The following is a 13,601-nucleotide window of genomic DNA, read 5'->3' as shown; positions in this document are numbered from 1 at the left end:
TTTATTGAAATAATTATTTTTATAGATTTTCATACTTTTTTATATAGTACGTGAACATATACAGTACAAAAATACACCTTTGTATACACATTTTTAGAAACATCTTACGTTTATCAAACAATAACCAAAAGACGTACCTGCAACCTCATCATATAAATAATAGATATTAAAAAGAGGACACTATAAGCGCCCTCTTCCTTAGGTTTTAAATATGTTCTCCATGATCCATAAACACTTCAATTGCTTCGTTTTGTGGTATGTCTTTTGCATTAGTAAGACCAAAAGTAAAAACAGCGGATAACATCATCATTAATAAGATTGCTTTTTTCATTTTAGCGCCCTTCTTTCTATGCTCTTTTTGTCTGCATCTAAAGCGATGTGCAAATACTTGCTTGCTTTTCTATGATTTTCTGAACCATAGAATATTTCACCTAAAAGAGAAGCATATTCTTTTACCCAATCATATAATTCTTCTTTTTCAAAATACGAAATACCTTCTATAACCACATTTTCTAATTCTTCTTGCGGTACATAGTTATGTACTGCTTTTAAAATTCGGAAATGATGACGATAACATAAGTCGCTAATCTTATAGCCATTCTCAATATATTCATTAGCGATATGACTATAACCTAACTTAAAATGTTCTCTTGCTAAAAGAAACATAGTTTTAGCGTTATTTTCTAATGAATCCTCTAAGTGTTTAATTGCTAACTCTGGCATGTTTTGACTTGCGTATAAAAGTCCTAAATTATGCTTAACTCGTTTAATAAGAAGTTCATCATTAGATTTTTGGAAGGTACCTAGTGCTGAAAGTAAATATTCCTCTGCACTTTCGAATTCATTTAGTCGAATGTGTGCCATTCCTAAAGTATTTAAGCATGCTGCAGTTTTTAATTCATACCCTGGACTAATTGAAAATACTTCATTCGCCTTTGTAGCAAATTGAACTGCTAGGATCGGTTTTAATACGTGATAGTAATGGACTGCAAGCCAATAATTAAATTCAGCTTTTTCAATTTCATCATGCATGTACTCTAAAAACGTTTCAGCTTTTTCAAATTGCATTCTTGCTTCACTATGGTTTGCTTTATTAATAGCGTAAATTGCTTTAAATAAATGATGATAGTACTCTAAAAATGTCTCTGTAGACTCTGGTAAAGGCTCGATTTTGTCCAGAATATCTTTTGTACTATCCATATCCCGAATTAGCAGTTTATACCGTGCATTCAATAAAGCGTAGTAGACTAATATTGTTTGGTCTTCCTTAATATTATTGATTTTATTTGCAATATCTTCTTTTATTTTCTGAGACTGTAATACACGTTGTGAAATCATAGCTTGATACCAGTCGTTTAATAATTTTGTGATTTCTTCTTTAGAAATAATGTCAACACTCATCTACTTCTACCCCCTTTTGTTAAATGTTATCATGACATGCTTGTTTGCATAAATAAGTTTTTGAATATTCTAACTTGAAAAAATTATTTTTGAATATTCATGTTAACAAAATGGTCCCATTTCAAACCAAAAAAGAACACACGTTTGTTTGTAGTGGAGTTAAAAAAACAAACGTGATGTATTACATCATGGAATATAACGGCTTTCCTGTAGTACGTGGAAGAGGTATGGTGAAATGGAATCCGTTTGCTTCAATACCGGAGCAATACGAGGAAATACATAGAATGTTTGAGGAACAATATAAAGTACCTAAACCTTTTTTAACACAAGATACTATGGAACGAATAGAAAGAGCGTTAATGCAATCTTTTCACGAGGAAGAAGAAATACATATCTCATACTATCGTGATGGAATGGTGCAAGACATGTACATAAATGTATTACATATTGAACCGATGACGAAAACTATATATTGTACAGATGCTTTTGGTTTGAATACTAAGTTTAAGTTTGATGAATTGGTGAATATAAATTAAAAGAAGCCGCCCGACAGGACTGAAGTGCACCCCAATTGTTAGACACAGCCTAACAATTGGGGTGCACTTCACATATATAGGTGGCTTTTGTACGACAAAAAAAGAGCTCTGCTATACAGCAGAGCAAAAGAAAAATATATAACCCTATAAAAATAATACAAATTATTGATACTTTCAAAAGACGAAATTTAAATTTCCATCACAATAATACCTATGTTTAAGTATGAAACATTCTACCTTCCCTATAGCTATGAATATTCTTATTTTAGAATTCCATAGTATCCAAATAGCTCTTTGAGAAATACCTCAATACCGAACTTCTTCAAAGAATCTTTTCTTTATTCAAAGAGAAGTTCTAAAACTTTTTTCTTATCTTTGTCTCTTCCATAATGAATCAACCTATGACAGTTCGGACATATACTAACTATATTTCCAACAACATCTAAACTATTTTCAAAATCATGTTGCATTCTTAACGGTATTAGATGATGGGCCTCCATATAATTTTTTCGGCTGGCTTCCGATACAAATGTTTCATGTGTGTCATCTATTTCACATTTAAATTCTGCCTGTTTAATAGCTTGTTTAGCTTTTTTCGGATCACGAGGCCATACTTCCCTACCAGATTCCATTTTAGTTTTTTTTCGATTTTCCGATTTCTCTTCTTCTGCAATCTTTACTTTACTAAAATCCGAATCAATATTAGTAAATCCTTGTGGTGTATGGTTCAATTTGTAGCCAAAGAAAGCTGCGAATTCGATTGCTTTAATGTTTACAGGTTTTAGTTCCTTAATAAAATAGATGTATTCCCAAGTTTCATCATTATCGTTTGTTTTCTAAATTTTTCTAGCCACATCTGGGTTATGAGTCTTAGCAAAAATTGTCCCGAAAAACTTAAATTCCCCTTTAGAATATGCTAAAATCCCGTCACCCTCTTTTAACTTTTCCCATCTATCAACATTTGAAGAACCAGGAGTTGCTCCCCACATACATACATTCTCATGTAATTCATTATCTTTAAGTTTAGTTACTGTATCGGCATCTAAATCTGCTAAACATGTAGAAATAGGATATATTTTTTCAATAGTAGCTTCCAAATTTTTTATAGCACTATCATTACTTGCAGTAAAAAGATATAACATATTTAATTCCACCTTTTTTAAATTTCATTATATTTCTTTTTAGAGTCTCGAGATTTCTCTACTGGATATTTTTTATTATTTTTTCTATTTTGTTTATAATAATCTCTTCTAAGTCAATATCCAATTGATCTGCCAACTCATCTTTCATGTCTTCTTTTTTTGTTTCTACAGCTTCCTCACTGCTTTTCCACTGAAAATTCTCCAACAACTCACTCGCCTCTAAAGAAAGAGAAATAGCTAAATCTTTAGGATTGTGGAACTGCTTCCAGTTCCTATCATCCCGAAATTTTAGGACTTTCTCTAAAATAGTTTGATTCATTTTTTGAATCCCCCAGTTACTTTTCATTGGTAAACTCTTCTATTTATCAGGTAAACTATCATAAAAACGTTCAATGGCCGCTACTAAAACTAAATCTTCTAAATGAGCAGTTTTAGGGTTGTTTATTTTTAAAAACATCAAAAATGCCAAATCCCTTATGTCACAAAGGATTTGGCATTTTTAAGTATCTAGAACACTCGCTAAGTTTAAGGAAAACTTAACAGACATGCGTCCGGCATAATGCCATGTCCACACCCAAGGATCGGTTACATAAAATAACGTATCTAACATGGGAAGTCTATTGGTCTTTTCCCCTTATAGTAACACTCTCTTCTACTAAGACCTTTTCTTTCTAGGACCTACAATTAATTTAATCGCTGTTCTATCTTCATTATTGATAGAAATCTCTTGAAATGCTGGTACGAAGGCTAAGTCAATACCACTTGGAGCGACGAACCCTCTTGCAATCGCAATTGCTTTAATCGCTTGATTTATAGCTCCAGCCCCAATCGCTTGAATTTCCACATTACCACTTGTTCTTAGTACACCCGCTATTGCACCCGCGACTGAATTTGGGCTTGATTTTGAAGATACCTTTAATATATTTTCCATGTAAGTTGCTCCCTCTATTATTTAATCTCTCTTTCGTTACAATTTTAAATATTTTAGCGTATCTTTAATTACTATTCACACCAAAAACAAACGATGCTTCATATGTACATTATTCTATATTTTCTGACTTCTTCCTGCTCAGCTACGCAAATAAAAAAATAAACTGAATAACCTAATATACATACAGTTAAATGCCATAACTTCACCAAATGATAACATCCATACAGCGAAAGATAATATTGCTGTTTGTCAGACGAAATTAATATAGTAAAGTGAAACTTTAATGAGTGGGGGTTTTGTTCATCCCCACCTAACTTCTTTGCTTTCGCTGAATTTTGAGATGGGAGTCTTACTGCTCGGAAAATAGCGGGATAAACGTTTCCTCGTTACTTCAATCTATTTAGAAATTCCATTTATTTTTCTATCAAATTATGAACCTTATCATCTTCAAAAGGTGTTACAGGTAATATCCAAATACTACATTTCATCATTTGACCACTTTATATTCCACATCTATCTCCTTTTATAGTACAAGCATACACGCCAATTGTGATTCACCTTCATAAACTACTATGTGGTTTAAATTTATTAAGAATAGGAGGTAATATATTGGGTTCATACTATCATTCTTCAAAATCGTATAAAAAATGTTCATGTGACCATTCACATAAACGCAGCTGTCCTGCATACGGAACTTTTTGGCAAACTGAATTTATAACTGTTCCTTTTGGCGATCCTTTTCCATTTAATCACGTTGGACCTTTAGCAGGAGGCGTTTCCTTACTAAATCCTACTACTATACACTTTAGACAATTTGGTGATTATAGAGTTTCGTTCATTTCCAGTATTAATACTACTTTAAATCCTGTATTTCCACATATCCCAGTCATAACTATATTTTTAAATAACAATTCACTTGCTAATAGTCAAGGTGACTTCGCTATTCAAATGAATACTTCATCAAATAACGAATGTCTTCAACTCGTTGGCGAAACGATTGTTACAGTGCCTGCTAATTCAACTCTTCAACTTAGAAATAATAGTGGTTTTAATCGTCAAAGTATTGTAACTTGTGACAATGGTATAAATTCAGTTGAATTAACAGTTACAAAACTAAGTTAATATTATTTCTTTACATTCAGATGCTATTTCAGCATCTTTTTTTATTGAATAACAGTTTTCTTCGACTTTTATTATCTTTCATCACGCAAAAAAAGTGCAGAATTCTTTCTAACACAAGATTTCTGCACTTTTTTATTATACTTATTTATTCTTCCTTATTTCTCTACATAAACCGACTTAACAATCGTACGATTATATGATTTCCCTTCTTTATTCATCCCTTTTATATCCATCGTAACGTTATATACTCCCGGTTGTTTTATATCTTTCAAAGCACCTGTAAATGTATTCGTATTAACATTTTGTAATTCATTAAATTCAGAGACTAACTTACCTTCTTTATTAACGACTCTTACTGTTATGGAAAGATCCCCTTTCATTTCAGGTGCTACAGGTGATTTTTTCAGTTTATACTCAGGTTTATTTACTTTAACTTTTGTAGGCATTTGAAGAACAAATGGCGCGCCATCCTTGTAATCGCTTACAACTAAATATGCATCTTTCGACTGCTTCGCCATCATTTTGATTTTCCATTCGCCTACTTCCAATTTATCAAACTTAAATGTTCTAATTGTCGCCCCATTAAAAAAAGATTCGCCTTCACTAGTAGTTATAGCGCTATCTTTATTTGCATAGATTTTTCCTTTTGGAGATACCATTTGTACTTCAACATCAGAAGAAGCAGTTAGTACAGAAACTATTCCTTCAGCCTTTTTATCAACAGAAATACTTTGCTCTATCCACTGATTTTGTGGTAATTCGCCTCCTAAAATATTTTGATTTGAAGTTGTATTTAATTGTTCTAGATTTTCATTTGAACTAGTGCTAGATGCTACTAAAGCTGGTAATCCCACATTTGTCGTACGTAAATATGGTTCAATTCGTGCAAAAACAGCTGATCCTTTTCTTATATTGTCATGATCAAATCTGGAATCTGTAAATAAATGTGTACCGTACGATAGCTTGGCACTCCATTCATTTACTAGTCCATCATTTGAACCGTACGATGATAAATATAACCCACCCATAGATAATGCAGAAAATGTTGGCCCCCAGCTAGTTCCAGTAGCCGTATAGTAACGGTTTAATTTAGCTGCTGGGTTGTTATCTATTATTGAACGAAACTTTGCCATTTCACCTATTTGTAACGAGTACGTACCATCATCTTTTTGACCTAATATAGAAGCAAGCCACCCTGCCCACCAACTATATGACAAATCTGCTAAATTTGAGCCGTGATGCGGTGTAGCAAGTGTAATAACATTTCCAACAAATCGATTCGCACCATATTCAACTAATGCGGCTTGTGTATCAATACCACCTTTACTATGCGCTACAATATTAACTTTTTTACCGAAATGATTATATATTTCTTCCAGTTTTTGTGCTAACAATTTTCCGTTATCCCACTGACTAGCCGAACCTTTCCCCGCAGCATCATACAATTGTATAAACACTGTTTGATAGCCTGCTTTTAAAGCATAATCATACATATCATTTATATCATGATATACTGTCTTTCCATACCAACTATCAGCATTACCATTTCTTCCTTGTACAAAGAGAATTGGCGGTTTATTCTCATCATAATTAGCAGGTTTTTGGCCTAAAAACCATTCTCCAGGTGTGAATACTTCTGTATCAGGAAACCCCTTTCCAAGCTCTTTTACAACTTCTGCCTGTACATTTGTGCTAATCGTTGGAGCCATGATAAAAAATACAATTAGTAAGGCCACACATCTTCTCATCAGTCGCATATTACTCCCCCTATTTTTTTGAAAGAAGGTGTTCTTTATAATATTTTATATTTTCCCTTCCTTAATAATAGCTAATCTTTTATTTTAAAAAGATGTTAGCCCTATTTTTAGAAGGTTACTAGTTGTATACCCTCTTTCTTAACTCTCGTTATTCTCTTTGTTTCTACCTCTTCCTTTTGATAGAATACGACAAAAAAGTTTCTCAATAATTGTTTACTTAGCTACATCCAGATATTTTTTAAATCAATATTGTTTATATAAAGCATACAAATCTTGAAAAAATTTTAGTAAAAAAACATTTTATTACTAGTTAGTTATTTAAAAATATAATAAAGATCTGTACTTTCTTTTCATTAAATACAAACTAATTTTAAAGGAGCTTATATTATAAGACTTTCCTACGATTAAAAATTAAACTGAAATTTCAGAAAAAACAATCACATTTCCAGAAACATATATTATGATAATTTCCGCGCACTTGAATTAACTTTTTAGAAGTACTAACCTATCGGTGAGCAGAAGAAAATTCTGTAAAAAGAAAGGAGAATACTTTATGATGACCAATTTACAAAAGGAGTTTTTTAAACGCTTAAAAATTCCTGCAAAAGAAATAACATTTGATGATTTAGATGAAATTCTCTTAAAAATGGGAATGATTCTCCCCTATGAAAATCTTGATATTATGGCTGGTACTATTAAAAATATCTCAAAAGATAACTTAATAGAAAAGTTACTTATTCAAAAACGAGGTGGACTTTGTTATGAATTAAACTCCTTATTGTATTATTTTTTAATTGATTGTGGGTTTCAAGTATACAAAGTAGCCGGTACTGTTTATGATCTGTACGATAATAAATGGAAACCCGATGATGGTCATGTCATTATCATATTAAGTCATGAGGATAAAGATTATGTTGTGGATGCAGGTTTTGCATCTCATCTCCCTTTACATCCAGTCCCTTTTAACGGAGAAGTCATCTCCTCTCAAACAGGAGAATATCGAATTCGTAAGCGAAATACTCGAAAAGGTACGCATATTTTAGAAATGAGAAAAGGAGCTAACGGGGAATCTACAAGTTTCTTACAATCTGAACCTTCAAACGAATGGAAAATAGGCTATGCTTTCACTGTAGATCCAATAGATGAGAAAAAAGTGAATAACATTCAAAAAGTGATTGTAGAGCATAAAGAATCTCCTTTTAATAAAGGGGCTATCACTTGTAAATTAACTACTTATGGTCACATATCATTAACAAATAAAAATTATACAGAAACCTTTAAAGGCACTAAAAATAAACGACCAATAGAATCTAAAGATTATGCTCGCATTCTTCGTGAATCTTTTGGAATAACGCAAGAGAAATATGTAGGAAAAACACTAGAAAGAGGTTAGTTGACTACAAGTACTTCATAATAAAGCAGATTCTATATTTAGAATCTGCTTTATTTTATACTTTGTTATAAATTAATTTAATTTTGTTGTTACCCTTTAATTTTCAATTATATATTCATCATCATATTTATCGTATTGTAACCCTTTCCCTATCTTTGATTCTGTAACTTGATCTCTTAAAAACGGTGCAGCATCCATTTTGCTAGTTGCAATTTCAATTCCATATTTTTTCGTTAAATAAGCTAACTCTAGTAAAAACCACTCTCTTCGCAATGTAACTGGAATATCAAATGTTTTTCTTTTCATATATAATAGCACCTCTTTTATTTTCATAACTTAAAAACATCACTGGATGCACTTATTAAAACTACCTTTCACCGCTAACATCCAATGAAACATTATAGTATATGCATGTCCATTTCAAACGTGCTATCACAAATATGATATTTAAGTTTACATAATTATATTATGTAATAGTAGAAAAGGAAGGCATGTCCCTTCCCCTTCTACTATAGAGATTTAAATTAAGAACATCTTGGTACACCTAAAGCTAAAAATAAACCTGCTACTCCCGCAGTAATCGGTACTTTTAACGTAATAACATCGTCTACCTTCGTTACTAAAAAGTAAGCATTACCTTCTTGTAATATACAAGTTACCAACAATTGAAATTCCATTCAAATCTCCTCCTTTCAATCGATATACTATAATTTATGAAATCTCTTTCAAAACGTAATAGGATATATATCTATTTTTCCCTATATATAAAATAAATGTTTGTAAGTCTAGTAAAAATATTAACTTTCTAAATTTATATAAAACGTGTAATATCCAATAAGTTCCTATATAATCAATAAGAAGAATCTTACAAATGGAGGTATGAAAATGACGATTTTAAGTAATATTGGTGCAGCTTTATTTTTTATTGCTTTTATTCTTTTAATCTTATGTATTATTTCATTCTTTAAGAAAAATGGAAAAGCAAAACAATATGGACGTCCTACCGTTATTCTTTTTATGATTTCTATTATATTAATAACGGCCGGTACAACAAAATCGGAACACCCCGTCGTCGAGTTTTTTTCTACTTTAAGTTTCATTCTATTTATATTCTTCCTTGTTCTAGCAATCTTATCTGTTATTAAGAAAACAGGTGTAGCGAAAAAACAATTTATTATTACAGCCGTATTATTTGTCATTTTTGTTGCGCTATCAGGTATTTCAGATCCTTCTTCTGAAAAAACGACAGCAACTAGTACAAAAGTTGCTTCTAACAATGAAGAACAGAAAGATAGCGAAAAGAAAAAAGAGGCGGACGAAAAAACTCAAAAGCAAGAAGATGAGAAGCGTCTAGCCGATGAACAAGCTCGTAAGCAAGAGGATGAAAAACGTCAGGCTGATGAACAAGCCCGTAAACAACAAGAAGAGCAAAAACGTCTAGCCGATGAACAAGCTCGTAAACAACAAGAAGAGCAAAAACGCCTAGCTGATGAGCAAGCTCGTAAGCAACAAGAAGAGCAAAAACGCCTAGCTGATGAGCAAGCTCGTAAGCAACAAGAAGAGCAAAAACGTCAGGCTGATGAACAAGCTCGTAAGCAACAAGAAGAGCAAAAAGCACAGCAAGCTCAAACACAACCTGCTTCAGGAAATACTAGTAGTGCATATTACAAAAACTGTGCCGCAGTTAGAGCTGCCGGGAAAGCTCCTCTATATAAAGGACAACCAGGTTATGACTCACATCTTGATCGTGATGGCGATGGAGTTGCATGTGAAAAATAGTAGTAAAAAAGAAGCTTCTAGTAAGCTTCTTTTTTATTATCAGAAACTATTATGACGAATTCCCTCTCTCTCTTCCTTTTATAAAACTCATTTGATTATCCTTAAAATTGACACATTATAAGTGATTTCAATCACCACATTGTTTTTCATTTATTGCTATTCTTAATTTAGATATTACATTCAAACTTTATGGAGGCATTCATATGGAACATACATTTACTGAAACTTCTATTGTCGGTGAGATTGTTACACAATTTCCAAAAGCTAGTAATCTTTTTAAATCATATAGAATAGACTTTTGTTGTGGTGGTAATAAACCACTTATTGATGCAATTCATGAAAGAAATTTATCAGCAACAGAAGTACTTACAGAATTAAATACGCTTTATCATAATACGAAACGATTAAATGAATCTGAAATTGATTGGAAAAATGCTTCTTATCGCGAATTGATTGATTATGTTATAAATAAGCATCATCGCTATTTAAATGAAGAATTACCACAGTTAAGTCCGTATGTGACGAAAGTATTACGCGTCCACGGAGCAAGTCAGCCTCACTTAGCTCAAATTCATAAGCTATTTCACGAATTAAAGATGGAATTAGAACAGCATTTAATTAAAGAAGAAACAGAAGATTTCCCATTAATTTTAGAATTTGAACAAAATCCAATTGACGAAAACTATGTGAAATTACGTAAAATAGTAGATGAGTTGGAAAATGAACATAACCACGCAGGCAACATTATTAAAGAACTTCGTAAAGTTACAAATGACTTTACTCCTCCAGAAGGAGCTTGCGGTACTTATCGACTTGTTTACCAACGTCTTGAAGCGCTAGAGTCTGATTTATTTAAGCACATTCATTTAGAAAATAATATTTTATTTCCACGTGCCATTACGAGAGCATAAATAAAGAGCAGGACATGAGTATACATACTTATGTCCTGCTCTTTCATTTGGTAAAGACTATACACATCCCTCTCGAATAAATCCGAATTTTAACAATTTGTGAATCATTATAAAAATGTGATAAACATCACATCTCTTCCTTTTTTGATTTTCTATAATAAAAACATAATCCTTTGTTCAACATTTCACAGAAAAAGGGGAAACGAAAATGAAAAAACGTTTAGTTATGATCGGAAATGGTATGGCTGGCATACGCTGTATGGAAGAAATATTAAAACATGATAGTGATTCATATGAGATTACTATTTTTGGAGATGAACCTCATCCAAACTACAACCGTATTATGCTCTCTCATGTTTTACAAGGCAAAACAAATATGCAAGATATCATTATGAATGAATACAGTTGGTATGAAGAAAACGAAATAACTTTGTATACAAATGAAAAAGTTCAAAGTATTAACCGAGAAGAAAAAATTATTATTACAGAAAAGAATCGTACTCTTACATATGACAAACTCATTATCGCAACAGGTTCTAGTGCTTTTATTTTGCCTGTAGAAGGTTCCACTCTCCCTGGTGTAACAGGATTTCGAACAATTGAAGATACACAATTTATGATTGATACCGCTAATGAAAAGAAAAAGGCTGTTGTCATTGGTGGTGGGTTACTTGGTTTAGAAGCCGCAAGAGGTCTTATTGACTTAGGGATGGACGTACATGTTGTTCATTTAATGCCAAACTTAATGGAGCAACAACTAGATACGAAAGCAGCTTCTCTTCTGCGCGAAGATTTAGAAGCGCAAGGCATGAAATTTCTAATGGAAAAGAAAACTGTAAAAATTCTTGGTACAGACCATGTTGAGGGCATTCAATTTGAAGATGGTGAAGTTGTAGATTGTGATTTAATCGTAATGGCTGTCGGAATACGCCCAAATACGCAAATAGCAAAAGATGCTGGTTTAATTGTAAATCGCGGTATTGTAGTCAATGACTATATGCTAACAAATGATGAGTCCATTTATGCAGTTGGAGAATGTGCAGAGCATGACGGTATCGCATATGGACTTGTTGCTCCTCTTTATGAACAAGGTGCGATACTAGCAAAACATATAACAAATTTACAAACTGATGGATATTCGGGCAGTATCGTCGGTACGCAATTAAAAGTTGCAGGTTGTGATTTATTCTCTGCTGGTCAAATTTATGAAGATGATCAAACGAAAGCAATATCAATCTTTGATGAATGTAAACGTTCCTATAAAAAAGTATTAATTCGTGATAATAAAGTCGTCGGTATCGTTTTATATGGTGACACAGCTGACGGTACACGTCTCTTTAGCATGTTAAAGAAGGAAGAAGATATACAAGAATATACACCAGCTTCCCTTCTTCACAAAGCTGGTGAAGAAAGTGAATTTGACGTTGCTACAATGAGTGCGGATGACACGATTTGTGGATGTAATGGTGTTACGAAAGGTTCAATCGTTCACGCCATTTTAGAACAAGAGTTAACGACTTTTGAAGAAGTTAAAGGCCGTACGAAAGCCGCAGGTTCTTGTGGTAAATGTCGTCCACTTGTGGAACAAGTTTTATCTCATACACTTGGAGATGCTTTTGATGCCTCAGCGCAATCTGCCGGTATGTGTGGATGTACACCTTTATCCCGTGATGAAGTCGTAGCAGCCATTCACGAGAAAGGCTTAAAATCTCCAAAAGAAGTACGAAATGTTCTTGGTTTTGCACATGAAGACGGCTGTTCGAAATGCCGCCCTGCTTTAAACTACTATTTACGTATGGCGATTCCAGAAGAATATGAAGATGATAAATCGTCCCGTTTCGTTAATGAAAGAATGAATGGTAACATCCAGCACGATGGTACATTCTCTGTTATTCCACGTATGTACGGAGGCGTTACAACAGCTGATGATTTAATGAAAATTGCTGAAGTTGCGAAAAAGTACGATGTTCCTCTTGTGAAAATTACAGGTGCAAGCCGAATCGGCTTATATGGTGTTAAGAAACAAGATTTACCTAACATATGGGCTGACTTACATATGACTTCGGGATATGCATATTCAAAATCGCTTCGTAATGTAAAATCATGTGTTGGTTCTCGCTTCTGCCGTTTCGGTACGAAAGATTCATTAGGACTTGGTATGCTCCTTGAACAATCATTAGAAATGGTAGATACACCTCATAAAATGAAGATGGGTGTAACGGGCTGTCCGCGTAACTGTGCGGAAGTACTGACGAAAGATTTTGGCGTTGTTTGTGTCGAAAATGGATACCAACTTTATATTGGCGGAAATGGTGGTACAGAAGTACGTGAAGCTGATTTTGTAATGATTGTCCCTACTGAAGATGATGTCCTTCGCATCGCTGCAGCTTACATGCAATATTATCGTGAAACTGGTATTTACGGAGAGCGTACCGCCTACTGGACAGAACGTTTAGGCTTCGATCACATAAAAGAAATACTACAAGATGCAAGTATGGTTACTACGTTAAATGAACGTTTCCAAACAGCTCGTAGAACATATACGGAAGCATGGGGACAAGCACTAGAAACGAAATCATTAAAAGCGATGTATGAAGTAGAAACTGTGAAATAAGGAGCTGTGATCTAA

At 33.2% G+C, this 13,601-nt stretch carries 15 protein-coding genes; 6 read left to right on the top strand and 9 right to left on the bottom strand.

Annotated elements, in window-relative coordinates; all coding sequences use genetic code 11:
- Positions 1-205: 205 nt before the first annotated feature.
- Positions 206-331, bottom strand: coding sequence for an aspartate phosphatase (locus tag BLT20_RS08095; RefSeq protein ID WP_000709201.1), 126 nt, complete (start codon positions 329-331; stop codon positions 206-208).
- On the bottom strand, positions 328-1,401 hold the full coding sequence (locus tag BLT20_RS08090) for a response regulator aspartate phosphatase (RefSeq protein ID WP_000109855.1): 1,074 nt from the start codon (positions 1,399-1,401) through the stop codon (positions 328-330). Before BLT20_RS08090 ends, BLT20_RS08095 begins: the two co-directional genes overlap by 4 nt.
- Positions 1,402-1,589: 188 nt before the next feature.
- Here BLT20_RS08090 and BLT20_RS08085 point away from each other — a divergent pair, with 188 nt between their 5' ends.
- Positions 1,590-1,937 carry a YolD-like family protein gene (locus BLT20_RS08085; RefSeq protein ID WP_000456182.1) on the top strand — a complete coding sequence of 116 codons (348 nt, stop codon included), beginning with the start codon at positions 1,590-1,592 and terminating at the stop codon, positions 1,935-1,937.
- Positions 1,938-2,275: 338 nt separating this feature from the next.
- Here the strand turns inward: BLT20_RS08085 and BLT20_RS08080 are convergent, their stop codons facing one another.
- The 4 genes from BLT20_RS08080 to BLT20_RS08065 all read right to left on the bottom strand — a co-directional run bounded on the left by BLT20_RS08080 (position 2,276) and on the right by BLT20_RS08065 (position 4,010).
- Positions 2,276-2,668 (bottom strand): HNH endonuclease, encoded by a 393-nt coding sequence (locus BLT20_RS08080; RefSeq protein WP_001016941.1) that lies wholly within the window; start codon positions 2,666-2,668, stop codon positions 2,276-2,278.
- 105 nt (positions 2,669-2,773) lie between these two features.
- Positions 2,774-3,079 (bottom strand): hypothetical protein, encoded by a 306-nt coding sequence (locus tag BLT20_RS08075; RefSeq protein WP_000966110.1) that lies wholly within the window; start codon positions 3,077-3,079, stop codon positions 2,774-2,776.
- Between the two features lie 58 nt (positions 3,080-3,137).
- Positions 3,138-3,425: a nucleoside triphosphate pyrophosphohydrolase family protein gene (locus BLT20_RS08070; protein ID WP_002025705.1), complete on the bottom strand. Its 288-nt coding sequence runs from the start codon at positions 3,423-3,425 to the stop codon at positions 3,138-3,140.
- Between the two features lie 309 nt (positions 3,426-3,734).
- Positions 3,735-4,010, bottom strand: a complete 276-nt coding sequence (locus tag BLT20_RS08065; RefSeq protein WP_000427799.1) for a stage V sporulation protein S — start codon at positions 4,008-4,010, stop codon at positions 3,735-3,737.
- Between the two features lie 609 nt (positions 4,011-4,619).
- Here BLT20_RS08065 and BLT20_RS08060 point away from each other — a divergent pair.
- Entirely contained in the window at positions 4,620-5,132 is a 513-nt protein-coding gene (locus tag BLT20_RS08060) for a hypothetical protein (RefSeq protein ID WP_000536142.1), read from the top strand.
- Positions 5,133-5,287: 155 nt separating this feature from the next.
- Here BLT20_RS08060 and BLT20_RS08055 read toward each other — a convergent pair whose 3' ends face one another.
- Positions 5,288-6,889 carry an esterase/lipase family protein gene (locus BLT20_RS08055; RefSeq protein WP_001238704.1) on the bottom strand — a complete coding sequence of 534 codons (1,602 nt, stop codon included), beginning with the start codon at positions 6,887-6,889 and terminating at the stop codon, positions 5,288-5,290.
- A 553-nt stretch (positions 6,890-7,442) separates the two neighbouring features.
- Here BLT20_RS08055 and BLT20_RS08050 point away from each other — a divergent pair.
- On the top strand, positions 7,443-8,282 hold the full coding sequence (locus tag BLT20_RS08050) for an arylamine N-acetyltransferase family protein (protein ID WP_000988903.1): 840 nt from the start codon (positions 7,443-7,445) through the stop codon (positions 8,280-8,282).
- 96 nt (positions 8,283-8,378) lie between these two features.
- On the opposite strand, the gene BLT20_RS08045 is transcribed toward BLT20_RS08050, so the two are convergent.
- Both BLT20_RS08045 and exsG read right to left on the bottom strand, forming a co-directional pair.
- Positions 8,379-8,588 (bottom strand): hypothetical protein, encoded by a 210-nt coding sequence (locus tag BLT20_RS08045; RefSeq protein WP_000824197.1) that lies wholly within the window; start codon positions 8,586-8,588, stop codon positions 8,379-8,381.
- 218 nt (positions 8,589-8,806) lie between these two features.
- Positions 8,807-8,959: an exosporium protein ExsG gene (gene exsG / locus BLT20_RS08040; protein ID WP_000395679.1), complete on the bottom strand. Its 153-nt coding sequence runs from the start codon at positions 8,957-8,959 to the stop codon at positions 8,807-8,809.
- A gap of 208 nt (positions 8,960-9,167) precedes the next feature.
- On the opposite strand from exsG, the gene BLT20_RS08035 reads away from it, so the two are divergent.
- The 3 genes from BLT20_RS08035 (at position 9,168) to nirB (ending at position 13,586) form a co-directional block, all read left to right on the top strand.
- Positions 9,168-10,061: an excalibur calcium-binding domain-containing protein gene (locus BLT20_RS08035; protein ID WP_000154137.1), complete on the top strand. Its 894-nt coding sequence runs from the start codon at positions 9,168-9,170 to the stop codon at positions 10,059-10,061.
- 203 nt (positions 10,062-10,264) lie between these two features.
- Complete coding sequence (ric, locus tag BLT20_RS08030; RefSeq protein ID WP_000401372.1) at positions 10,265-10,972, top strand: iron-sulfur cluster repair di-iron protein; 708 nt, start codon at positions 10,265-10,267, stop codon at positions 10,970-10,972.
- A 208-nt stretch (positions 10,973-11,180) separates the two neighbouring features.
- Positions 11,181-13,586 carry an NADPH-nitrite reductase large subunit gene (gene nirB, locus BLT20_RS08025; RefSeq protein ID WP_000746943.1) on the top strand — a complete coding sequence of 802 codons (2,406 nt, stop codon included), beginning with the start codon at positions 11,181-11,183 and terminating at the stop codon, positions 13,584-13,586.
- The last annotated feature ends 15 nt before the right edge of the window (positions 13,587-13,601 follow it).

The organism is Bacillus sp. cl96 (assembly GCF_900100505.1).
In the GTDB taxonomy this organism is placed as follows: domain Bacteria; phylum Bacillota; class Bacilli; order Bacillales; family Bacillaceae_G; genus Bacillus_A; species Bacillus_A cereus.
This window is presented reverse-complemented; position numbering and strand designations above follow the sequence as displayed.